Annotated in this window: 20 protein-coding genes; 3 read left to right on the top strand and 17 right to left on the bottom strand. The window is 67.8% G+C overall.

Going from position 1 to position 19,831, the window contains the following annotated elements:
• Positions 1-4 precede the first annotated feature (4 nt).
• On the bottom strand, positions 5-520 hold the full coding sequence (locus G579_RS14915; RefSeq protein ID WP_051180644.1) for a hypothetical protein: 516 nt from the start codon (positions 518-520) through the stop codon (positions 5-7).
• 62 nt (positions 521-582) lie between these two features.
• Between G579_RS14915 and G579_RS0100095 the strand changes: the two genes are divergently transcribed.
• Positions 583-1,527, top strand: a complete 945-nt coding sequence (locus tag G579_RS0100095; RefSeq protein WP_028988556.1) for a sigma-54 interaction domain-containing protein — start codon at positions 583-585, stop codon at positions 1,525-1,527.
• 152 nt (positions 1,528-1,679) lie between these two features.
• On the opposite strand, the gene G579_RS0100090 is transcribed toward G579_RS0100095, so the two are convergent.
• From G579_RS0100090 to aroE, 13 genes are all read right to left on the bottom strand, one after another.
• Complete coding sequence (locus G579_RS0100090; RefSeq protein ID WP_028988555.1) at positions 1,680-2,129, bottom strand: copper chaperone PCu(A)C; 450 nt, start codon at positions 2,127-2,129, stop codon at positions 1,680-1,682.
• A gap of 37 nt (positions 2,130-2,166) precedes the next feature.
• Positions 2,167-2,883 (bottom strand): sulfite exporter TauE/SafE family protein, encoded by a 717-nt coding sequence (locus G579_RS0100085; protein ID WP_155989673.1) that lies wholly within the window; start codon positions 2,881-2,883, stop codon positions 2,167-2,169.
• Positions 2,884-2,935: 52 nt separating this feature from the next.
• Positions 2,936-4,975: a TonB-dependent receptor domain-containing protein gene (locus G579_RS0100080; RefSeq protein WP_028988553.1), complete on the bottom strand. Its 2,040-nt coding sequence runs from the start codon at positions 4,973-4,975 to the stop codon at positions 2,936-2,938.
• 195 nt (positions 4,976-5,170) lie between these two features.
• The gene (locus G579_RS0100075; protein WP_028988552.1) at positions 5,171-6,178 is read right to left on the bottom strand and encodes a class 1 fructose-bisphosphatase; all 1,008 of its coding nucleotides are present in this window, start codon (positions 6,176-6,178) and stop codon (positions 5,171-5,173) included.
• Positions 6,178-6,387, bottom strand: a complete 210-nt coding sequence (locus G579_RS0100070) for a DNA gyrase inhibitor YacG (protein WP_028988551.1) — start codon at positions 6,385-6,387, stop codon at positions 6,178-6,180. Before G579_RS0100070 ends, G579_RS0100075 begins: the two co-directional genes overlap by 1 nt.
• Positions 6,388-6,401: 14 nt before the next feature.
• Entirely contained in the window at positions 6,402-7,163 is a 762-nt protein-coding gene (gene zapD, locus G579_RS0100065; protein WP_028988550.1) for a cell division protein ZapD, read from the bottom strand.
• Between the two features lie 4 nt (positions 7,164-7,167).
• A complete protein-coding gene (gene coaE / locus G579_RS14910; protein ID WP_051180643.1) occupies positions 7,168-7,830 on the bottom strand; it encodes a dephospho-CoA kinase in 663 nt (220 codons plus the stop codon).
• A gap of 4 nt (positions 7,831-7,834) precedes the next feature.
• Complete coding sequence (locus G579_RS0100055) at positions 7,835-8,638, bottom strand: prepilin peptidase (protein WP_028988549.1); 804 nt, start codon at positions 8,636-8,638, stop codon at positions 7,835-7,837.
• A gap of 88 nt (positions 8,639-8,726) precedes the next feature.
• Entirely contained in the window at positions 8,727-10,088 is a 1,362-nt protein-coding gene (locus G579_RS0100050) for a sigma-54-dependent transcriptional regulator (RefSeq protein ID WP_211218612.1), read from the bottom strand.
• Positions 10,085-11,794, bottom strand: a complete 1,710-nt coding sequence (locus G579_RS14905; protein ID WP_051180642.1) for a two-component system sensor histidine kinase NtrB — start codon at positions 11,792-11,794, stop codon at positions 10,085-10,087. Before G579_RS14905 ends, G579_RS0100050 begins: the two co-directional genes overlap by 4 nt.
• A gap of 13 nt (positions 11,795-11,807) precedes the next feature.
• Positions 11,808-13,055: a type II secretion system F family protein gene (locus tag G579_RS0100040; protein ID WP_051180641.1), complete on the bottom strand. Its 1,248-nt coding sequence runs from the start codon at positions 13,053-13,055 to the stop codon at positions 11,808-11,810.
• A gap of 16 nt (positions 13,056-13,071) precedes the next feature.
• Positions 13,072-14,793, bottom strand: coding sequence for a type IV-A pilus assembly ATPase PilB (gene pilB, locus G579_RS0100035; protein WP_028988546.1), 1,722 nt, complete (start codon positions 14,791-14,793; stop codon positions 13,072-13,074).
• The gene (aroE, locus tag G579_RS0100030; RefSeq protein ID WP_028988545.1) at positions 14,760-15,632 is read right to left on the bottom strand and encodes a shikimate dehydrogenase; all 873 of its coding nucleotides are present in this window, start codon (positions 15,630-15,632) and stop codon (positions 14,760-14,762) included. The genes pilB and aroE overlap by 34 nt, the downstream gene beginning before the upstream one ends.
• 192 nt (positions 15,633-15,824) lie before the next feature.
• Here aroE and G579_RS0100025 point away from each other — a divergent pair, with 192 nt between their 5' ends.
• Together G579_RS0100025 and G579_RS0100020 are read left to right on the top strand one after the other, a co-directional pair.
• Positions 15,825-16,454: a sulfite oxidase-like oxidoreductase gene (locus G579_RS0100025; protein WP_028988544.1), complete on the top strand. Its 630-nt coding sequence runs from the start codon at positions 15,825-15,827 to the stop codon at positions 16,452-16,454.
• 15 nt (positions 16,455-16,469) lie between these two features.
• Positions 16,470-16,898: an FKBP-type peptidyl-prolyl cis-trans isomerase gene (locus G579_RS0100020; RefSeq protein ID WP_028988543.1), complete on the top strand. Its 429-nt coding sequence runs from the start codon at positions 16,470-16,472 to the stop codon at positions 16,896-16,898.
• A 13-nt stretch (positions 16,899-16,911) separates the two neighbouring features.
• Here the strand turns inward: G579_RS0100020 and G579_RS0100015 are convergent, their stop codons facing one another.
• The 3 genes from G579_RS0100015 to G579_RS0100005 all read right to left on the bottom strand — a co-directional run.
• A complete protein-coding gene (locus tag G579_RS0100015; protein WP_028988542.1) occupies positions 16,912-18,828 on the bottom strand; it encodes an ATP-binding cassette domain-containing protein in 1,917 nt (638 codons plus the stop codon).
• Between the two features lie 12 nt (positions 18,829-18,840).
• On the bottom strand, positions 18,841-19,440 hold the full coding sequence (locus G579_RS0100010; protein ID WP_028988541.1) for a histidine phosphatase family protein: 600 nt from the start codon (positions 19,438-19,440) through the stop codon (positions 18,841-18,843).
• A gap of 69 nt (positions 19,441-19,509) precedes the next feature.
• On the bottom strand, positions 19,510-19,831 hold a 322-nt coding region (locus G579_RS0100005; RefSeq protein ID WP_028988540.1), incomplete at its 5' end, for an IS5 family transposase.

The following is a 19,831-nucleotide window of genomic DNA, read 5'->3' as shown; positions in this document are numbered from 1 at the left end:
GATGCTAGGCGCCTGATGCCAAGCCGCCGGCCACGTGCAGCGGCCACTGGGCCTGCCACAGTCGGCCGTTGCGGTCGCGCAGCAGCAGGGTGGCGCGCCAGTCGCTGCCGCCCTGGGTGCAGATGGGCAGCATGGCCGTGGCCGCCCATTGCGTCGGCGTCTCGGGGCGCAGGGTGAAGCGGTTCACGCCCATGTCCATGCCCGGCATGGTGAAGTCCACCTGCGCTTCCTGCAGCGGCGCCAGTGCCGGGTCTACCCGGATGGTGAAGCGCAGCCGCTCCATGGTGCGTACCGGGCGCGGCTGCAGCTCGGCGCTCACGTGCCGGCCGTCGGCATCGACTGCGCCGCAGGGGCCGCTGCCCAGATCGCAGCCGGCGGGTGCGGCGCGCATGATTTGCGCGGCGGCGGGCGGGGCGATGACTTGCCGGAGCCGGTCGCGTTGTATATAAATGGATGCCAATATCCCGACAAGGATCAGGACCGGCAGCAGGCCCAAGAGCCATTTGCGCTTGACGGTCATCGTATGCTTTCTCCAACTTGCCGCGGGCGCCTCCCGGCGCTGCGGATATGACGGTGGACGCCATGACGGATCTCAGACTCGATGCTCCCTTCCTCCTGGGCCGCGCGGCGGCCCTGCAGCAGGTATTGCGCGCGGCGCGCCTGGTGGCGGCCACGGATGTCACCGTGCTGATCCAGGGCGAGTCCGGCACCGGCAAGGAGCTTCTGGCCCGCTTCGTCCACGCCGGCTCCGCCCAGGCGGCGGGCCCCTTCGTGGCCATCAACTGCGCCGCCATCCCGGACCAGCTCCTGGAATCCGAACTGTTCGGCTACCGGCGCGGCGCCTTCACCGGCGCCACCCAGGACTATGCCGGCCGCATCCGCGCCGCCGCCGGGGGGACGCTCTTCCTGGACGAGATCGGCGAGCTGTCGCTCATGGCACAGGCCAAGCTGCTGCGCTTCCTGGAAAGCGGCGAGATCCATCCGGTGGGCGAGGCCCGGCCGGTGACCGTGCGCACGCGCCTCATTGCCGCCACCCATCGCAATCTGCTGCAGCTGGTGCGCGAACAGCGCTTTCGCGCCGACCTCTATTATCGCCTGCAGGTGGTGCCGCTGGAAATGCCGCCCCTGCGCGAACGGCTCGAGGACATTCCGCTGCTTTTCGCCCACTATGCCGCCGAAGCGGCGGCCCGCTACGGCCGTCCCTGCGTCAGCCTGGACCGGCGGGCGCTGGCTCGACTGACGGCCTATGCCTGGCCCGGCAACGTGCGCGAACTCAAGAACCTGTGCGAGCGGCTGACGGTGCTGCACGGCGAGGCCGGCGTGCCGCTGGGGCCGGAGTGCCTGCCGGCCGAATTCGCGGAGGCCGTCCCGGCCGCCGGGGAGAGCCTGGGTCTCTTCGCCGCCGAGCGCCGCCTGATCGAAGAGGCGCTCCAGCAGGCCCGCGGCAATCGCTCCCAGGCCGCCCGCCTGCTGGGCATCAGTCGCGACACCCTGCTTTACCGCCTGAAGAAGTACGCACTGGCGTAGTACTCCGGGCGGGCGCAGGCGCAAGCTGGCTCGCGATATGGCGCGCCGGCTGGCATGAATCGCGGGCAAGCCCGCTCCTACCCAGCCCGGCTGCGATCGGTCCCGTCCTCGTCTGGCACGGCATCGCGTCCCGCCAGGCCGTTCACCCAGCCTCAGTGATGATGCTCATGCCCCATGGGCATGCCCGTGCGATCCTCCACCGGTGCTTCCAGCTCGATGATGCTGCCGCTCTGGAACTTCAGGGTCAGCGGTACCTTGTCGCCCGCCTTCAGGGGCTGCTTGAGGTTAATCAGCATCAGGTGATAGCCGCCCGGCTTGAGCTCCGTCTGACCGCGGGCGGGCAGGGGGATCTTGTCCTGCTGGCGCATGCGCATGACGTTGCCGTCGGCAATGGTGGCATGCAGTTCCACCGTCTGCGCCGCCGGGGTGCTGGCGCTGATCAGGGCGTCCGCCTTGGCATCGGGGTTCTTCAGCACCATGAAGGCGGCGCTGATCTTCTGGGCCGGCGGGATGGGGCGTACCCACGGATGGTCCACGGCGGGGGCGGCGTGGGCCAGCAGGGGGGCGAGCGCGAGGCTCAGGGCCAACAAGGTCTTACGCATGACAACTCCTCATCGAAAGCCGGCGAACCGGCATGCACTAATGTAACGGCTGCTGGCCGACCAGCTTGGTCAGCAGCAGCACCAGGGACAGCACGCCGAAGCCGGCGATGCTGAAGCCCGCCGCCCTGCGCACCCAGGGCTTGCGGGTGAAGTGGGTGAGCAGGCCGGCCAGACTGCCCATGGTCAGCACGGTGGGCAGGGTGCCCAGTCCGAAGGCCAGCATCAGCAGGCCCCCGCGCGCCGCCGAACCGGCGGACAGGGCCATGATGAGCGCCGAGTACACGAGACCGCAAGGCAGCCAGCCCCAGAGGGTGCCCAGCAGCAGGGCGTGACCGGGGGAGCGTACCGGCAGCAGGCGTCGGCCGACCGGCTCCAGCCGCCGCCACAGGGGCTGACCCAGGTGCTCGATGCGGCTGACCTTGGGAGCCAACCCGGCCAGGTAGAGGCCGATGGCCAGCATCATCACGGCCGCCAAGCCCTGCAGGACGAGCTGGGCCAAGCGCAGCGGCAGCACGCCGGCCGCCAGCGCGCCGAGGCCGCCCGCCAGCAGGCCCGCCACCGAGTAGGAGAGGATGCGGCCGGCGTTGTAGCCGAGCAGGTAAGGCATCTGGCGCAGGGGTTCGGCGCGCACGGCGGGCGGCAGGCTGAAGCTCAGCATGCCGACGATGCCGCCGCACATGCCCACGCAGTGGACGCCGCCCAGCAGGCCGACGATGAGGGCGGTGAGAATGGGAAGCTGCGTACCGAAATCCATCAGCGTATCTCACCACATCTCCGAAGCCGTTGCCAGCGGGCCACGAGCCCGCTCACAGGCGGTAGCTCGCCTGCAGATAGACGTTGATGCCGGCGCCGGGCAGCTTGCCGCCTACCGGCACGTCGCTGCCCGCCACCCGGTTGATGCCGTTCAGGTGGTCCACGTAGTAGCGGTTGAGCAGGTTCTCGATGCCGGCATCCACTTGCCAGGCTTGGTTCGGCGTGAAGCGGGCACGCAGGTTCAGTAGCTGGTAGCCGGGCGTCCGCTGCTCGCCGTTGAAGGCGGCCACGGCGTTCTGCGGGGCGACCAAGCGGGTTTCCAGGCCCGCCTGCCAGCTCTGCCGCCGATGCCAGAGGCCCAGGGTGCCCCACAGGGGGGCGATCCGGTACAGGCTGTCGCCGTCGCCCAGTCGGCGGCCGCGCACGTAGGCGGCCTGGCCGGTCAAACGCCAGGCGGTGCCGAGGTCATAGTGGCCTTGGCCGTCGATGCCGTAGAGCATCACCTTGTCCAGATTGGCGAACTGCAGCACGTCGGCGCCGGCGGCGATGGCGGCCGGGGTGCGCGCGCCCTGGATGTAGTCGTGCACCTGGTTGTAGAAAAGATTGACGGTGAGCAGCGCCTGCCGGGGACGCCAGTCGAGGCCGAGGTTGGCCTGATAGCTCACCTCCGGGCGCAGGTTCACGTCGCCCAGATAGCGGCGGCCATCGGAGAGGCCGGCGTTGGCGGCCAACGGAGTCCAGAGATAGCGCTCCAGGAGGCTCGGCGAGCGCGTCTTGCGGGCCACGCCCAGGCTGTAGCTGAGGTCCGCGCGGGCCAGGTAGCTCAGCTTGGCGGTGGCATCCCAGTTCCAGTCCGTCTGGCGGCGCTCGGCGGCATTGAAGGCGGCCGCCGCCGCGGCGGTCATGCCGTTGCTGCGCACGATGACGTCGGCATCGGACACGTAGCGGTCCAGGCGCGCGCCGAGATCCAGCGTCCAGCGCCGGCCCAGCTCCCGCGACCATTCCGAGAAGACGCCGAGGTCCTGGCTGCGGGCATTGTTGAACATGTCCATGGCCGCGCCCGTGGCCGCGTTCTGCTGATAGGCGTCGAAGCTGTTCACGTGGAAGTCGGCGCCGAGGGTGGCCAGTCCGCCGCCGGCGGCCAGGGACGCGCTGAGCTTGCCGCCGGTGTCGCGGGACTCGGCCGGGGCGAACATGCGCATGCCGGTGTTCGGGCGCAGGCTGTAGTTGTCCATCAGATGATCGACCCGATGGTGATAGAGGCTGGTTTCCACGCGGGCCCAGGGGCCTGGTCCCTGGCCGCTGTACTTGGCCCGGTAGCGCTGCGATTTGTCGTAGATCATGTCCATGCCCAGCGCCGGGGTACCGGCATCCCAGGTATTGTGCAGGCCGGCGCTGAGATCCAGGCGGCCGCGGCCCAGGCGGCGCGCGTAGTCGATGTCGCCGGCCTGATAGCTGTAGCCGGTGTCGGCGATGGTGCCGCCGCGGAAGCGGGTGTTGGCGGCCTTGCCGGCGCTGCCGGACAGGCGCAGGCCCTGGACCTCGTTGGCCACCTGTCCCGCCAGATAAGCACTGATGGCGCCGTTGTTGCCGCGCAGGCCGAGGCCCAGTTCGCCGCCGGGCCGGTACTTGGCGTCGGGCCCCAGCGCCACGCCCTTGCGCTCCGCCAGCACCGCGCCGGCCGGGGCGCCGGGGCCGGTGCTGACCGGCGCGATGCCCGGGATCACCGTGAGCGTTTCCAGCGCCTGCGGCGCGATGTAGTGCAGCGGCGGGTCCATGCGGTTGGGACAGGCCGGGGTGATGGTCATGTCGTCCACCCGGATGCCCACCCGGTCGCCTTCCAGCCCGCGCAGCTGCACGATGCCGGTCAGCGGTCCATTGCGGTTGACCGCCGCGCCGGGCACGGTATTGAGCAGGTCGGCGCTGTCCTGGGGCGCGCGCTCCAGTATCTGCGCGGGCCGTAATGTCGGGCCTTGCGACGTTTCGGATGCGCCTTGGACTTCCACCGGCGCCAAGACGGGCACGCCGTCAGCGAGTGCGGCCAAGGGAAAACCGAAGAGAGCGCTCAGCAGGATGGGGCGGGCAGTGGGCATGTAATCCTCCGTTCTTGGGTCTGTATCAGCGACAGCTGACAGCAAGGAGCATGCCCGATCGCAGGTAATGAAAAATCAAAGACTTGTCCGCATGGTGCGGCAAGAAAATGGGGCATATGCCACAGGGTTGCGGCATATGCCCCAAGAGGAACAGCCAGTCCTTCCGGCTGCAAGGAGCGGGTTACGGCACGGCGCTCACTGTTCCTGATAATAGGTGGTGACCCGGTCTACCTCGTTCCTGGAGCCCAGGATCACCGGCACGCGCTGGTGCAGGGCGTTCGGCTGGATGTCCAGGATGCGCTCGCGTCCGGTGGTGGCCGCGCCGCCCGCCTGCTCGATCAGGAAGGCCATGGGGTTGGCTTCGTACATGAGGCGCAGCTTGCCCGGCTTCTTGGGGTCCTTGGTGTCGAAGGGATACATGAAGACGCCGCCGCGATTCAGGATGCGATGCACATCGGCGACCATGGAGCCGACCCAACGCATGTTGAAGTCGCGCTCGCGGAGGCCGCTCTTGCCGGCATTGAGCTCGTCGATGTAGCGCTGCACCGGGGCTTCCCAGAAGCGGTAGTTGCTGGCGTTGATGGCGTACTCTTTGGTGTCCTCCGGCACCCGCATGTCGGGATGGGTGTGTATGAACTCGCCGATGTTGGGATCCAGGGTGAAGCCGTTCACGCCGAAGCCGCGGGTGTAGACCAGCATGGTGGAGGAGCCGTAGACCGTGTAGCCGGCGCAGACCTGTCGGGTGCCGGGCTGCAGGAAGTCTTCCACCGTGGCGTCGCGGCCCGCCACCGGCGCTTCCAGAATGCTGAAGATGGTGCCGACGCTGATATTGACGTCGATGTTGCTGGAGCCGTCCAGCGGATCGAAGAGCAGCAGGTATTTGCCGCGCGCCACGCCCTGGGGCAGCACGTAGGGATCGTCCATTTCCTCGGAGGCCATGCCGGCCAGGTGGCCGGTCCACGCCATGGCCTGCAGGATGGCTTCGTTGGAGATGACGTCCAGCTTCTGCTGCTGCTCGCCCTGCACGTTTTCCGCACCGGCCGCCCCGCGGATGTCCATCAGGCCGGCGCGGTTGACCAGGCTACCGATGTACTTGCAGGCGACCATGAGGTCGTTCAGCAACGGGGCCAAGTCGCCGGTCGCCTCGGGATGGCGGCGGGATTCCTCCAGGAGAAACTGGGTCAGGGTTTTGCCGATGTGCATTATGTCTCCTCGTCTTTAGGGACGGCGTCGCCGGGCGGCGCCTCCTCCGCAGGCACGCGGTACTGCTCGCTGGCCCAGGCGCCCAGGTCCAGCAGGCGGCAGCGCTCGCTGCAAAACGGCCGGTAGGGGTTGCCCTCCCAGGGCGCGGGCTTGTGGCACTGCGGGCAGGGGCGCAGGGTGCGTCCGCTGTTCTGGTCTTTGTTCGACATGACGGCCTCTGGTCTCAGAGAGAGCAGATTCCAAGCTCAAAATCCACGTCGGAGTTTACCAGACGGCTGCGTCCCAGGTCGACCAGCTCGGAGAAGCTGATGGTGAAGCGGTGCGGGCCGCCGCTGATCACCGGGAAGTGTTCCGGGGAGTCCAGCCGGACCCGGATCAGGGCCGGCGGCATGCGCGGGTTCAGGGCCTGCTGGTAGATGCCCTGGCGCGCCGTCTGCCACTGCATGGCGCCGCACTCGCGCAGCAGTTGCAGGATCAGGTCGAGGGCGGGGCGCACCCGGTAAAAGCGCGCAGCCCAATCCTGCAGATTCTGCAGGCGCTGGGTCTCGTGCAGGTTCATCCAGTAGTGCAGGGCCGGCAACTCGAAATGGGTGACGCCGCCGGCGATGGCCTGGCGTCCGCGCACGGCCGCGAGGAGCTCGTGCTGGCGCAGATCCTGGCCCAACTGCCCGTGGATCTGGTAAAGGCGCTCCTGCTCTTCCTGCAATTCCCGCGCGTAGTGCTGCAGGCGCTCCCGATCCACGTCGGGGCTTTGGGCCAGTGCCTGCAGCCAGCGGATGAGCCGGTCCAGTTCCACGGTGAACTCGCCCTTCAGGTCCGGCCGGGCGAAGAGGTCGACGAGTTCGTTGATGACGCTCAGGGCCGCCTTGGCCGACCACATGCTGGCATCGGCCAAGTGCCCGTCGAGGCAGGCAAAGAGTGTCTCGATGCGCAGGAAGATGCGGGTGCGTTCGTTCAGCGGATGTTCGTAGACAGGTCCAGTCATGTCCTCACTGCTTCGGCGATGAAGGCCCGCCGTGGGGCAGCGGGTCATTTTTTGTTGTCGCTTGCTGAGCCAGCGCCCGGTAGCGCGCCATGAGCGCCGCGACCTGGGCGTGGGTGCGGGTGGGCGTCCCGTTATTATCGATCACGTCGTCGGCACGCGCCAGACGCACTTCGCGGCTGCACTGACTGGCGATGGCGGCGCGGACCTCCGCGGGCGACCAGCCACCGCGCGCCAAAGCGCGCTGATATTGCAGCTCGGGATCACAATCCACCACCAGGACCCGATCCACCTGCCGGTCGCTGCCGCTCTCGAAGAGCAGCGGCACGACCTGGATCGCCACGGCGTCCGGCTCCTGCCGGCCGATGGCTGCGCTGCGGGCCTGCAGCAGTTCACGGATTGGCGGATGCAGCAGCGCTTCGAGCCATGCCTTTGCCGCCGGATCGGCGAAGATGCGCGACCGCAGGGCTGCGCGGTTCAGCGTCCCATCCGGATTGATCACCGCCGCGCCGAAATGTTCCCGGATCGCCGCCAGGCTCGCTTGGCCGGGCAGGACCAGTTCGCGCGCCATGAGGTCAGTGTCCAGCACGTGCGCGCCGAGCGCGCGGAACTGCTCGGCGACGAGACTCTTGCCGCAGGCCAGACCGCCGGTGAGTCCGATGATCAGCATTCGTTCAGCCGCCGAGCAGGGAAAAGTAGCCATGGATGATCTGCTGCGGCCACAGCAGCATCAGCCAGCCGCCCAGGGCGAGATAGGGGCCGAAGGGAATGGCGTAGTGCCGCCCGCGGCCGGCGGCGAGCAGGGCGATGCCGACCAGGCCGCCCGTCAATGCCGCAATGAAGAGGATCATGGGCACAGCGCTCCAGCCGAGCCAGGCGCCGAGCATGCCGAGCAGCTTCAGGTCGCCAAAGCCCATGCCGTGCTTGCCGGTGAGCTTCAGATAGGCCATCGCCAGCAGCCACAGGCTGCCGTAGCCGAGCAGCAGCCCCAGGAGGCTGCTCAGCGGGCTGGCGAAAAGCGGCTGCCCCATGCCGTACCAAACCCCGGTGTTTAGCAGGACGCCCAGCAGCATGCCCGGCTTGGTGATGGCATCGGGCAGCAGCTGGGTATCCAGATCGATGAAGGTCAGCGCCAGCAGGGCCCAGAGCAGCAGCAGGCCCGGCAGCAGCTGCGGCCCCCAGCCCAGCTGCACGGCGCTGAAGGCGGTCAGCAGCCCGGTAAGGGCCTCCACCACCGGATAGCGCCAGCCGATGCGGCCGGCGCAGCCCCGGCACCTGCCGCCCAAGAGCAGGAAGCTGAGCACGGGAATGTTTTCCAGCGCCCGCACCCGGCGCCCGCAGGCCGGGCAGGCAGAGGGCGGGCTGACCACCGACAGGCCGCGCGGCAGGCGGTGGATCACCACGTTGAGGAAGCTGCCGATGAGCAGGCCCAGGATGCCGAAGAGCAGCGCGGTCTGCATGGGCTCAGCGAGTGGCATCGCGCGCCTCCGTGGCGTGACACGTGACGCGTGAAGCGTGAACGGAGCCCTTTCTCACGATTCGCTACTCACGATTTACGGCCCATGCTCACTGATCCAGCCCCAGCTTCTTCAGGCGGTAGCGGAAGGAGCGAAAGCTGATGCCGAGCAGGCGTGCCGCTTCGGTCTTCACGCCTTGGGCGCGTTCCAGGGCATCCAAGAGGATGCGGCCCTCGGTGGCCTCGATGGTGGCGTCCAGGTTGGGCGGCGCCGCGCAGCTTTCGGCCGGCGGCGTGCCGGGCGCCTGCAGGTCATGGGGTTCGATGCTGGCGCCTTCATGCAGGGCCGCGGCGCGCTCCAGCAGGTTTTCGAGCTCCCGCACGTTGCCGTAGAAGGGGTAGTGGGTCAGCCAAGCCAGGGCGGCGGGGCTGAGCCGCAGGGAACCGAGCCCCTGGCGCTGGGCAATGCGCTGCAGCAGCATCTCGGCGATGACGGGGATGTCCTCGCGGCGCTCGCGCAGGGGCGGCACGGACAGGGGAATGACGTTGAGCCGGTAGTAGAGATCCTCGCGGAAGCGCTTTTCCGCCACCAATTGCGCCAAGTCCTGGTGGGTCGCGGAAATGACGCGCACGTCCACCGGCATCTCCTTGTGGGCGCCAACCGGCCGGATGGCCCGCTCCTGGATGGCGCGCAGGAGCTTGACCTGCATGGGCAGCGGCAGGTCCGCCACCTCGTCCAGAAAGAGCGTGCCGCCGTTGGCGGCCTCGAAGAGGCCGGCCCGGCGCTGGGTCGCGCCGGTGAAGGCACCCTTTTCGTAGCCGAAAAATTCGCTCTCCATCAGGTTTTCGGGGATAGCGCCGCAGTTGACCGGGGTGAAAGGCGCCGCGGCGCGCGGGCTGGCGGCATGAATGGCGCGGGCCACCAGCTCCTTGCCGGTACCCGATTCGCCGGTGATGTGCACCGGGGCCATGCTGCGGCCCAGGCGCTGGATTTGCTCACGCACGCGGGTGATCGCCGGGGAGACGCCGAGGATCTGCGGCCCTTCGCCGACGACCGGGTCGACCGCCGCCTTTTCCGCCACCCGGGGGCCGAGCAGCTGAATGGCGCGGCGGGCCAGTTGCCGCAGGCGGTTGACCTCGATGGGCTTGGAAACGTAGTCGAAGGCCCCGGCTTTCATGGCCTCCACCGCGCTGTCGGCGGAGGAGTAGGCCGTGATCACGGCCACCGGCATGAGGGGGTGGTGGTGCTGGATCTCGGAGACGATTTCCAGGCCGCTGCCATCGGGCAGGCGCAGATCGGTCAGGCAAAAATCGATGCCGCCCTGCTCGAGCTGCATCTTGGCCTCGCGCACGGTGGCGGCCACGCTGACCTGCAGGTCCATGTCCTCCAGGGTGAAGGCCAGGAGCTCACGGATGGCTGGTTCGTCGTCCACGATCAGGGTGCGGATGTTCTGTTCCATGCTGCCGTTCATGAAGAGATGCTTTCCCGTGAATTGGAGATGCTGCGTTGCTGCTGGGTGTCGGAGAGCGGGCCACCGCTGCGCGTGGCCGGTTCGGGGCCCGCCAGGGGCAGGATCACTTTGAATACCGCTCCGCCCTGGGGATGGGTGCTGTATTTTATCCTACCCTGATTGTGGGTGACCAGATCGCGCACGATGTTCAGGCCCAGGCCGGTGCCGCGGGAGCTGGTGGTGAAGAACGGCTCGAAGATGCGGCGGGCCAGGGCGGCGGGGACGCCGGGGCCATGGTCGCGGACGGCGATGCTGCCGTGCTGATCATCCTCGCGTTTAGCATGGATCTCGATGATCGCTTCTTCCTGGTCCCGGTGGCCATAGTGGGTGGCATTGCGCACCAGGTTCCACAGCACCTGCTGCAGTTGGGCCGGATCGGCGCGCAGGCGCAGCTCGGGCTCGGCCAAGTACAGGTGCAGATTGGACGAGATGTGAGCGGGGTCCTGCCGCAGGTGTTCCATCACCTGCTGGATCCAAGGGCGCACGGCAAAGTCCTCGATCTGGGGCGGCCGCGGGCTGCCGAGTTCCAGCACCGATTCCACGATCTGGTTCAGGCGGTCCGTCTCCCGCACGATGATGTGGCTGAGGCGGCGCACCTGGGTATCGAGCAGCCGCTCGTGCAGGAGCTGGGCCGCATGGCTGACGGCGCTCAGCGGATTGCGGATCTCGTGGGCGATGTTGGCGGTCAGGCGGCCGAGGGCGGCCAGCTGCGCCTGCTGCTCGCGCGCCTGGTCCTGGCTGACGTCCGCCAGCAGCATCAGGATCGGGCCCTGGGTCTGCTCCGCCAGCGGCACGCAGTGGACCTTGACCAGCCGTTCCTCGTGCCGTCGGGATTTCAAGACCACCGGGTCGACGCTGCGCGGCTTGCCGAGCCGGCATTGGATCACGAAGCTCAGCAGGGTGGGGCTGACCACGTCGATGGGCAGCCTGACCTCGGACCATTCGGGGTAGCCCGTCATGGTGCGCGCCACCGGATTGGTGAGCAGCACGCGGTTTTCCTCGCTGACCACGAGCACGCCGAGGTCCATGTGCTGAATGATTTCGTTGTTCAGGGCGTTCAGGCTCAGAATCTCCGAGCCGCGCTCGGCCAGGAGCTGCTCGGAGCGCCGCAGGCGGGAGGCGAGGTTGTCGGCCAGCACGGCAATGGCCACCAGCGCCAAGCCGAAGACCCACAAGGGGGCGGTTTCCAGCCGCTGATCGAGGCCGAGGGCCAGGCGCAGCAGGGCGAGCAGGAAGGTGAGCCCGAGAATGACCCAGGCCAGGTAAAAGGCGCTGTGCCCGCCCAGCAGAAAGGCGGCGCTGACCACCGCCAGCAGGTAGAGGGCGTTCAGCGGGCTGTGCTGGCCGCCGGTGTAGTGGACCAGCAGCGTGATCAGCAAGGTGTCCACCACGACCTGGAGCAGGGCGTGGAAGCGGGGCTTGCCGGGCCACCTGGCCAGCGTTACCCCCAGGTAGATGAAGCTGGCCAGCCCGGCCGCCAGGATGCTGTGCTGCAGGAGGGTGCTGTTGCCGCTGACCGCCAGGATGGGCGCGCCATCCGGGAAGTGTGCCAGCAAAGCCAGCGCCGCCGTGATGAGCAGGCGGGAGGCGGCGACGCCCTGCAGCAGGCGCCAGGCACCGTCCGCCATGCGCGGCGCCGGATCGGTGGTCTGATGAAAGAACTGCATGGCTCCTGCCGGCTCAGCCACCCACGACGGAGGCGAGCTTGAAGATGGGCAGATACATGGCGATCACGAGGCCGCCGATGACCACGCCCAGGAAGGCCATGATCATGGGTTCCATCAGGCTGGTCATGCGGTTCACCGCCTCATCCACCTCGCTTTCGTAGAAATCCGCCACCTTGGCGAGCATGGTCTCCAGGGCGCCGGACTCCTCGCCGATGTTGATCATCTGCACGACCATGGGCGGGAAGATGCCGGCCTCGGCCAGGGGCTGAGACAGGCGCTGGCCGGCCGCCACGGCCTCGCGCGCCTTCATGATCGCGTCTTCGATCACCGTATTGCCCGAGGTGCGGGCAATGGTCTCCAGGGACTCGGTCATGGGCACGCCCGCCGCGTGCATGGTGGAGAAGGTGCGGGTGAAGCGGGCGATGGCCGCCTTGAGCAGGATGTCGCCCAGCACCGGCATCTGCAGCAGCATGCGGTCGAAGGCGGCATGGACCTTGGGCACCCGCTTGTAGGCCAGGCGCAGGCCGACGAGACCGGCGATGGGAATGCCGAAGACCAGGTACCAGTAGCGGACGAAGCCGTTGGACAGCTTGATGACGAAGGAGGTCAGCGCCGGCAGCTCGGCGCCGAAGCCGGAGAACATTTCAGCGAATTTCGGAATCACGAAGATCATCAGGATGGCGGTGATGATGAAGGCGACCACGATGATGCTGGTAGGATAGAAGAGGGCCGATTTGACTTTTGCCTTCAGGGCGTAGCTCTTTTCCCGGTAGGTGGCCAGCTTGAGCAGAATGGTATCCAGGATGCCGCCCAGCTCGCCGGCGGAGACCAGCGCCACGTACAGCTTGTCGAAGTAGGCGGGGAACTTGGCCAGGGCGCTGGACAGGCGCTCGCCCGACTCGACATCCGTCTGGATGCTTTTGAGCAGCTTCTGCATGCCCTTGTTGCTGGCGCCCGCGCCGATCAGCTCGATCGCCTGCACAATGGGCAAGCCGGCGTTGAGCATGGTGGCGAGCTGACGGGTGAAGACCACCAGATCCTTTTCCTTGATGCTGCGGTCGCCGAGCAGGGATTTCTGCTTCTTCTTCACCCGGGTCGGCAAGATGCCCTGTCGGCGCAGCATGGCCCGCGCGTAAGCCTCCGATGGGGCACGGATCTCGCCTTTCTTGATCGCCCCCAGCGTGTCCTTGCCCTCCCACACGAATTCCAGGTCCGCTACGGTTTTGCTCCTGACTGCCGCTTCCTGTGCCGCTTGCGCCATAGTGAGTCGTCCTGTCCTACAGATTGGTTACGCGGGTTACTTCCTGCAAGCTGGTGGTGCCGTCCATCACCCGGCGCAGGCCCGATTGGCGCAGGGTGAGGATACCCTCGGCGGCCGCCTGCCGTGCCAGATCCGCCGCGGTCTTGCCTTCCAGGATCATGTTGCGCATGACTTCCGAGATGGGCATGACCTGATAAAGACCGACGCGGCCCTTGTAGCCGGTCTTGTTGCACTTTTCGCAGCCGTCGGCGGTGTAGGGCCGCCAGCCCTTCAGCTGCTCCTTGCTGAACCCGGCCTCCAGCATGGCGGGCTCGGGGATGCTGGTTGGCTTCTTGCAATGCTCGCACAGACGCCGCGCCAGGCGCTGGGCCAGCACCAATTGCACCGCCGAGGCAATGTTGAAGGTGGGCACGCCCATGTTCTCCAGGCGGGTCAGCGTCTGCGGCGCATCGTTGGTGTGCAGGGTGGACAGCACCATGTGGCCGGTCTGCGCGGCCTTGACCGAAATTTCCGCCGTTTCCAGATCGCGGATTTCGCCGACCATGATGATGTCGGGGTCCTGACGCAGGAAGGCGCGCAGGGCGGTGGAAAAGCCCATGCCGATCTTGTCGTTGACGTTGACCTGGTTGATGCCGTGCAGGTTGATTTCCACCGGGTCCTCGGCGGTGCTGATGTTCACGCCCGGGGTATTCAGGATGTTCAGCGCAGTGTACAGAGTCACCGTCTTGCCCGAGCCGGTGGGGCCGGTGACCAGCACCATGCCGTAGGGCCGGTGGATGGCTTCCAGGAAGGCTGCCTGCTGCTCCGGGAAGAAGCCGAGCTTGTCGATGCCGACCCGGGCGCTGGCCGGGTCCAGCAGGCGCAGCACGATCTTCTCGCCGTAGAGGGTGGGCAGAAAGCTGATGCGGAAGTCGATGGCCCGCTCCTTGGACAGGCGCACCCGCAGGCGGCCGTCCTGGGGAATGCGCCGCTCGCTGATGTCCAAGCGCGCCAGGATCTTGAGACGCGAGGTGATGCCTTCGCGCAGGCCCAGGGGCGGCTGGATGATTTCCTGCAGGATGCCGTCGATGCGGTAACGCACCCGGAAGGATTTTTCGTAAGGTTCCAGATGCACGTCGGAGGCGCCGCGCTGGATGGAGTCCAGCAGCAGATGCTGTACGAACTTGACTACCGGCGCGTCGTCGCCGCCCGAGGCCATCTGGTCGAGGCTGACCTCAGCGTCCTCCTCGCTCTCGAGGGTGGCGTTGAAGCTGCCGTTGCCGATGAGATCGGCAATATTGCCTTCCATCTGGCCGAGCAGGCCTTCGATCAGGCGGTTGAGCTTGTCCTCCTCCACCACCACGGGCATGACCTGCAGGCCCGTATTGAACTTGATGTCGTCGAAGGCGCTGAAGTCGGTGGGATCGGAGACGGCCAGGTAGAGGTGCTTGCAGCGTTTGGACAGGGGCAGGGCGTGGTAGCGGCGGATCAGCTTGCGATCGAGCAGGCCGCTGACTTCGTCATCCAGCGCCACGGCGTCCAGATCCAGCATGGAGAGGCCGTAGCGCTCGCTCAGGCTGCGCATCAGGCGCTTGGGATCGACGACGCCGTTGCGCACCAGCAGCGCCACCAGGGTGGTGTGTTGCTGCTGGGCGTCCTGCACCGCGCGGGCGACCACCTCCTCCGAGCAGAGTCCCTGCTGTATCAGCGCCTGCGCAAGCGAATTCAGTGGTTTGCTGTTTGGGTTGACGCTAGCCATTGTTCGAGTTTTTCCTTGACCGCGGCTACCGGCGGCTGTTGGCCCGTCCACAGCCGGAAGCTTGCCGCTCCCTGATGCAGCAACATGCCCAGCCCGTCCACGGTCCGCAATCCCATGCTGTTGGCTGCCGCGAGCAACGGCGTACTTATGGGGTTATAGACGATGTCGCAAATAATGCCAGTTTTGGGCAGCCGGGCGAGTTCCAGCTCCGGATGCCCTTCCCCGTGCAGGCCGCGGCTGCTGGTGTTCACCACCAGCCCCACCTCATGGAGCAGCGGCGTCAGGTGATCCCGATCGAGGGGCAGGGGATGGATGGGGAATTGGGGGAAGGCGGCGGCCAGGGCTTCGGCACGCGCCAGCGTGCGGTTGGCGAGATGGATGGCCGTGGCACCGCTGGCGCCGAGGGCCCAGAGAATGGCGCGCGCGGCGCCGCCGGCGCCGATGACCAGGGCCGTGCGCCCGCGCCAGTCCAGGCCGGTGTCGTCCAAGGCCAGGCTGAAGCCCGCCGCATCCGTGTTGTGGCCGAGCACGCGGCCGTCAACGAAGTGCAGGGTATTGACAGCGCCGATGCCCGCGGCCTCGGGCGTCAGTTCCTGCGCCAGGGCATGCGCCCGTTCCTTGTGGGGGACGGTCACGTTGACGCCGCACACGCCCAGGGCCGGCAGGCCGGCCAGCGCGGCGGCGAAATGCGCCTCGCGGACGTGGAAGGGTACGTAGACCAGGTCCGCGCCCACGGCCTCGGCAAAGGCCGCGTGCATGAGCGGCGACAGGCTGTGGGCGACGGGGTCGCCGACGATGCCGTAAACGGCGGTCTTTCCGGTGATGGGGGATCTGGCCATGTTCCTGTGGTGCGGCAAGGGGATCGGGAGCGGTGTGCCATCATGGGCACGGCAATGCGAATCGGTCCATCGAGGCGCGTAGAGCCTCCGTGTGCAAGCGACGTATTCGGGTGCGGGAAAAGGGTGTAGTCTAACCGGATATCCGCGTTTGTCCAGTCGGAATTGAAGCTGCTGCGTTCCGGGGAGCAAGATATGGACCTGAAAAAGCTGATTGCCGGAAAGCTGCGCGCCGCGGCGCGGGATGCGCCGGCGCGCCCGGCCCCGGCCGCCGGCCGGGTGCCGCCCGGCCAAAGGGCGGTGACCCATTTCCCGGTGCTGGATCTCGGCACCCGGCCCCGGATCGCCACGGCGGACTATCGTCTGCAGGTTGATGGTCTGGTCGAGCGTCCCGTGGCCCTGTCCTGGTCCGCGCTCCTGGCGTTCGGCGTGGTCGCGGTGCCTTCCGACTTCCATTGCGTGACCCGCTGGTCGCGGCTCGACACCGCCTGGAGCGGGGTGCGGGTGCGCGAGCTGCTGGCGCAGGCGCGGCCGGCGCCGTCGGCCACTCACGTGATGGCGCACAGTGCGGAGGGCTACAGCGCCAATGTCCCGTTGGCCAGGCTGCTGGCCGATGACGTGTTGATTGCCACGGCCCTGGACGGCCGGCCCATCCCGGTGGAGCATGGCGGGCCCGCGCGGCTGGTGGTGCCGAGCCTGTATGCCTGGGAAAGCGTCAAGTGGCTGACGCGCCTGGAGCTGATGGCCGGGGACCGGCCGGGCTTCTGGGAGCAGCGTGGCTACCATAACGACGGCGATCCCTGGCGGGAGCAGCGTTTTGCTTGATGATGGAGGTTCGAGATGCAAACGGTCCAAGCCGATTCCAAGGTGACCCTGCGCTACGTCCTGCGCCTGGAGAACGACCAGGTGGTGGATGCTACGCAGGAGAATGAGACGGTGACCATCAGGATGGGGCAGGGCGAACTGGTCGCCGGGCTGGAGCAGGCTCTGCTCGGCATGGCGCCGGGCGAGCACAAGGTGGTCAATCTGCCGCCGGAATATGCCTATGGCGAGCACGATCAGTCGCTGACCACGCGTACGCCGCGCAGCAGCTTTCCCGCGGAGCTCGAACTGGAGCCGGGCCAGGTGCTGAGCTTCGACTCACCGCAGGGCGAAGTGCTGCCCGCCACCATCCTTGAGGTCGGCGACACGGAGGTGGTGGTGGACTTCAACCATCCGCTGGCGGGACTGGCGGTGGAGTTCGAGGTGACCGTGGTAGAGGTGGCCTGACACGCGGCCGGCCTCAGCTCCCGGCCCCGGCCTTGGCTTCCAGCTCCTCCCAGCGGGCGTAGGCCCGTTCCAGGTCCTGGCCGAGGGCGGCGGCCTCCTGCTGCAGTGCCTGGGCGCGTTCCGGCGCGCTCCGGTACAGGGCCGGATCGGCCAGCTGCCCGGCGATTTCGTGCTGGCGGGCCTCCAGCGCCTCGATGCGGCCGGGCAGCTCGTCCAGCTCGCGTTTTTCCTTGAAGGACAGCTTGGGCTTGCCGCCGCTGCCGGCCGCCGCGGGCGCCGGCTTGGGTGCGGCGGGCGGGGGTGCGGCCTTGGGCGCGGCCGCAGCCCGGGCGGCTTGGGCGCGTGCCCAGTCGTCGTAGCCGCCGGCATATTCCGTGAGCACCCCATCGCCCTCGAAGGCGATGATCTGGGTGACCACGTTCTCCAGGAATTGGCGATCGTGGCTGACCAGGAAGAGGGTGCCCGCGTATTCCGCCAGCAGGCCTTCCAGCAGTTCCAGGGTCTCCAGGTCGAGGTCGTTGGTGGGCTCGTCCAGCACCAGCACGTTGGCCGGCTGGGTGAAGAGGCGGGCCAGCAGCAGGCGGTTGCGCTCGCCGCCGGACAAGGTCTTGACCGGGGTGCGGGCGCGCTCGGGCGGGAACAGGAACTCGCCCAGGTAGCCGATCACGTGGCGGCGCTCGCCGCCGATCTCCACGAAGTCGGAGCCGGGGCTCACCGTGTCGATCAGCGTGGCCTCGGGGTCGAGCTGCTCGCGCAGCTGGTCGAAGTAGGCGACCTGCAGGCGCGTGCCGAGCCGAATGCTGCCGCCGTCCGGCTGGAGCTCGCCCAGGATGAGCTTGAGCAGCGTGGTCTTGCCGGCGCCGTTGGGGCCGATCAGGCCGATGCGGTCGCCGCGCATGATGCGGGTGGAGAAGTCGCGGATGACGACCTTGTCGCCGAAGGACTTGCGGACGTGGCTCAGCTCGGCCACCAGCTGGCCGGAGCGCTCGCCCGTATCCAGCTGCAGGTTCACGTTGCCCAGGCGCTCGCGCCGCTGCACCCGCTCGCGGCGCAGCTGCTCCAGGCGCCGCACGCGCCCCTCGTTGCGGGTGCGGCGCGCCTGGATGCCTTGGCGGATCCAGGCCTCCTCCTGGGCGAGGAACTTGTCGAAGAGCGCGTTCTGGGTGGCCTCGACGGCCAGCAGCTCCGCCTTTTTGCGCTGGTAATCGGCAAAGCTGCCGGGAAAACTGGTGAGCACGCCGCGATCCAGTTCGACGATGCGGGTGGCCACGTTGTCCAGGAAGCGGCGGTCGTGGGTGATGAGCAGGACGCTGCCCGGGAACTCCTTGAGAAAGCCCTCCAGCCATTCGATGGCGGGCAGATCCAGGTGGTTGGTGGGCTCGTCCAGCAGCAGGACGTCCGGTTCGGCCACCAGGGCCTGGGCCAGGGCCACGCGCTTGCGCCAGCCGCCGGAGAGCTCGGCCACGCGCTTGTCGGCGGGCAGCTCCAGGCGCGAGATGACCGTCTCCACCCGGTTCTGCACCGCCCAGCCGTTTTCCGCATCGAGGCGGCCTTGCAGGCGCTGCAGGCGTTGCAGCAGTTGCTCCACCTCGGCGCCGGGCTCGCTCAGGGCGTGGGTGACGGCGTGGTACTCCAGCAGGGTCTGCCGCAGTGGGCCCAGGCCTTCCGCCACCGCCTCGAAGACGCTGTGTTCCAGGTCCAGCGGCGGCTCCTGGGGAACATAGGCCAGGCGCACGGCGTTGTCGCGGCGGGCGAGGCCGGCGTCCAGGGGCTGGATACCGGCCAAGACCTGCAGCAGGCTGGACTTGCCGGCGCCATTGCGGCCGATGAGGCCGACCCGCTCGCCGGGCTCCAGGCTGAATTCCGCCTGGTCCAGTAGGGCCCAGTGGCCGTAGGCGAGGGAGGCTTTTTCCAGGGTGATCAGGGGCATGCGCGGGTTCCGTCAGAGTTGCTTGAGGCCATGCGCGAGGAGCGTGAAGCGGCCGTCCTCGTGGCGATAGCGGCTGAATTCGGCGTTGCCGACCTGGATGTGGTAGAGGGCATCCAGGGGCACGCCGAGGGCGTGGGCGAAGACGGCGCGCATGACGCCGGCGTGGGCCACCACCAGGATGCGCTCGCCGGCATGGCGTGCGACCAGATCCTCGCAAGCGGCGCCGACCCGCATGACGAAATCCGCCAGCGGCTCGGCGCCCGCCGGGCGCAGGCCGACGGGGTCGCGGCGGAAGCGGGCCAGCAGGGTGGGATCGTCGGCATGGATCTCGTCGCGGGTGCGCCCCTCCCAGGCACCGAAGCCCACCTCCTTGAGGCGCTCGTCCAGTTCCACGGGCAGGCCCATGGCGGCGGCCAGTTCCTCGGCGAAGGCGCGGCAGCGCAACAGGGGCGAACTGACGATGCGGGTCCATGGGCGTGTGCCGCAGGCGCTGCGCATCTGCGCCCAGCCCTTGTCGCTGAGCGGGTCGTCGATCTGGCCGCGAAAGCGGCTGGAGCCGCCCACGGGCTCGCCGTGGCGGAGGAGGTCGATGTGCGTGACGGTGTTCGGCATGGCGTACGTGTCAGGGCAATGGGGCATTCAAAGGCCGGCAGACTGGGCTATCCTAGGGTCTGTTCTCAATCAAGCCAACCAGACGATGGAACAAGCCAGATGGACGAACGACAGGAAGGAGTGGGCGAGCTTGTCGTAACGCGTGGCGATGCGTCTGAATTGCTTGATGCGAGCGAAGAAACGCTCGATCAGATTGCGGCTCTTGTAGATATGCCGGTCGAACGAGCGGGGGTTGAGTCGGTTGGAACGCGGCGGGATTACCGCCTGACCGCCCTGCGTCGTAATTGTTTCGACGAAGGCATCCGAATCGTAGCCCTTGTCGGCCACGATGAATTCGGCCGGCTGATCCTGGATCAGTGCTGCGGCCTGTTCGATGTCGGCGACCTGACCT

This window comes from Thermithiobacillus tepidarius DSM 3134 (genome assembly GCF_000423825.1).
Classification (GTDB): Bacteria; Pseudomonadota; Gammaproteobacteria; order Acidithiobacillales; family Thermithiobacillaceae; genus Thermithiobacillus; species Thermithiobacillus tepidarius.
The sequence above is the reverse complement of the archived record's forward strand: the minus strand, read 5'-3'. Positions and strand labels throughout refer to the sequence as shown.

Bases quoted from the DNA above. Each gene is read 5' to 3' on its own strand.
- G579_RS0100025 (WP_028988544.1), top strand. From the start codon at position 15,825: ATGGACCTGAAAAAGCTGATTGCCGGAAAGCTGCGCGCCGCGGCGCGG.
- G579_RS0100075 (WP_028988552.1), bottom strand. From the start codon at position 6,178: ATGCACATCGGCAAAACCCTGACCCAGTTTCTCCTGGAGGAATCCCGC.
- G579_RS0100070 (WP_028988551.1), bottom strand. From the start codon at position 6,387: ATGTCGAACAAAGACCAGAACAGCGGACGCACCCTGCGCCCCTGCCCG.
- G579_RS0100055 (WP_028988549.1), bottom strand. From the start codon at position 8,638: ATGCCACTCGCTGAGCCCATGCAGACCGCGCTGCTCTTCGGCATCCTG.
- G579_RS0100080 (WP_028988553.1), bottom strand. From the start codon at position 4,975: ATGCCCACTGCCCGCCCCATCCTGCTGAGCGCTCTCTTCGGTTTTCCC.
- G579_RS14915 (WP_051180644.1), bottom strand. From the start codon at position 520: ATGACCGTCAAGCGCAAATGGCTCTTGGGCCTGCTGCCGGTCCTGATC.
- pilB (WP_028988546.1), bottom strand. From the start codon at position 14,793: ATGGCTAGCGTCAACCCAAACAGCAAACCACTGAATTCGCTTGCGCAG.
- coaE (WP_051180643.1), bottom strand. From the start codon at position 7,830: ATGCTGATCATCGGACTCACCGGCGGTCTGGCCTGCGGCAAGAGTCTC.
- zapD (WP_028988550.1), bottom strand. From the start codon at position 7,163: ATGACTGGACCTGTCTACGAACATCCGCTGAACGAACGCACCCGCATC.
- G579_RS0100050 (WP_211218612.1), bottom strand. From the start codon at position 10,088: ATGAACGGCAGCATGGAACAGAACATCCGCACCCTGATCGTGGACGAC.
- G579_RS0100015 (WP_028988542.1), bottom strand. From the start codon at position 18,828: ATGCCCCTGATCACCCTGGAAAAAGCCTCCCTCGCCTACGGCCACTGG.
- G579_RS14905 (WP_051180642.1), bottom strand. From the start codon at position 11,794: ATGCAGTTCTTTCATCAGACCACCGATCCGGCGCCGCGCATGGCGGAC.
- G579_RS0100020 (WP_028988543.1), top strand. From the start codon at position 16,470: ATGCAAACGGTCCAAGCCGATTCCAAGGTGACCCTGCGCTACGTCCTG.
- G579_RS0100010 (WP_028988541.1), bottom strand. From the start codon at position 19,440: ATGCCGAACACCGTCACGCACATCGACCTCCTCCGCCACGGCGAGCCC.
- G579_RS0100040 (WP_051180641.1), bottom strand. From the start codon at position 13,055: ATGGCGCAAGCGGCACAGGAAGCGGCAGTCAGGAGCAAAACCGTAGCG.
- aroE (WP_028988545.1), bottom strand. From the start codon at position 15,632: ATGGCCAGATCCCCCATCACCGGAAAGACCGCCGTTTACGGCATCGTC.
- G579_RS0100095 (WP_028988556.1), top strand. From the start codon at position 583: ATGACGGATCTCAGACTCGATGCTCCCTTCCTCCTGGGCCGCGCGGCG.
- G579_RS0100090 (WP_028988555.1), bottom strand. From the start codon at position 2,129: ATGCGTAAGACCTTGTTGGCCCTGAGCCTCGCGCTCGCCCCCCTGCTG.
- G579_RS0100085 (WP_155989673.1), bottom strand. From the start codon at position 2,883: ATGGATTTCGGTACGCAGCTTCCCATTCTCACCGCCCTCATCGTCGGC.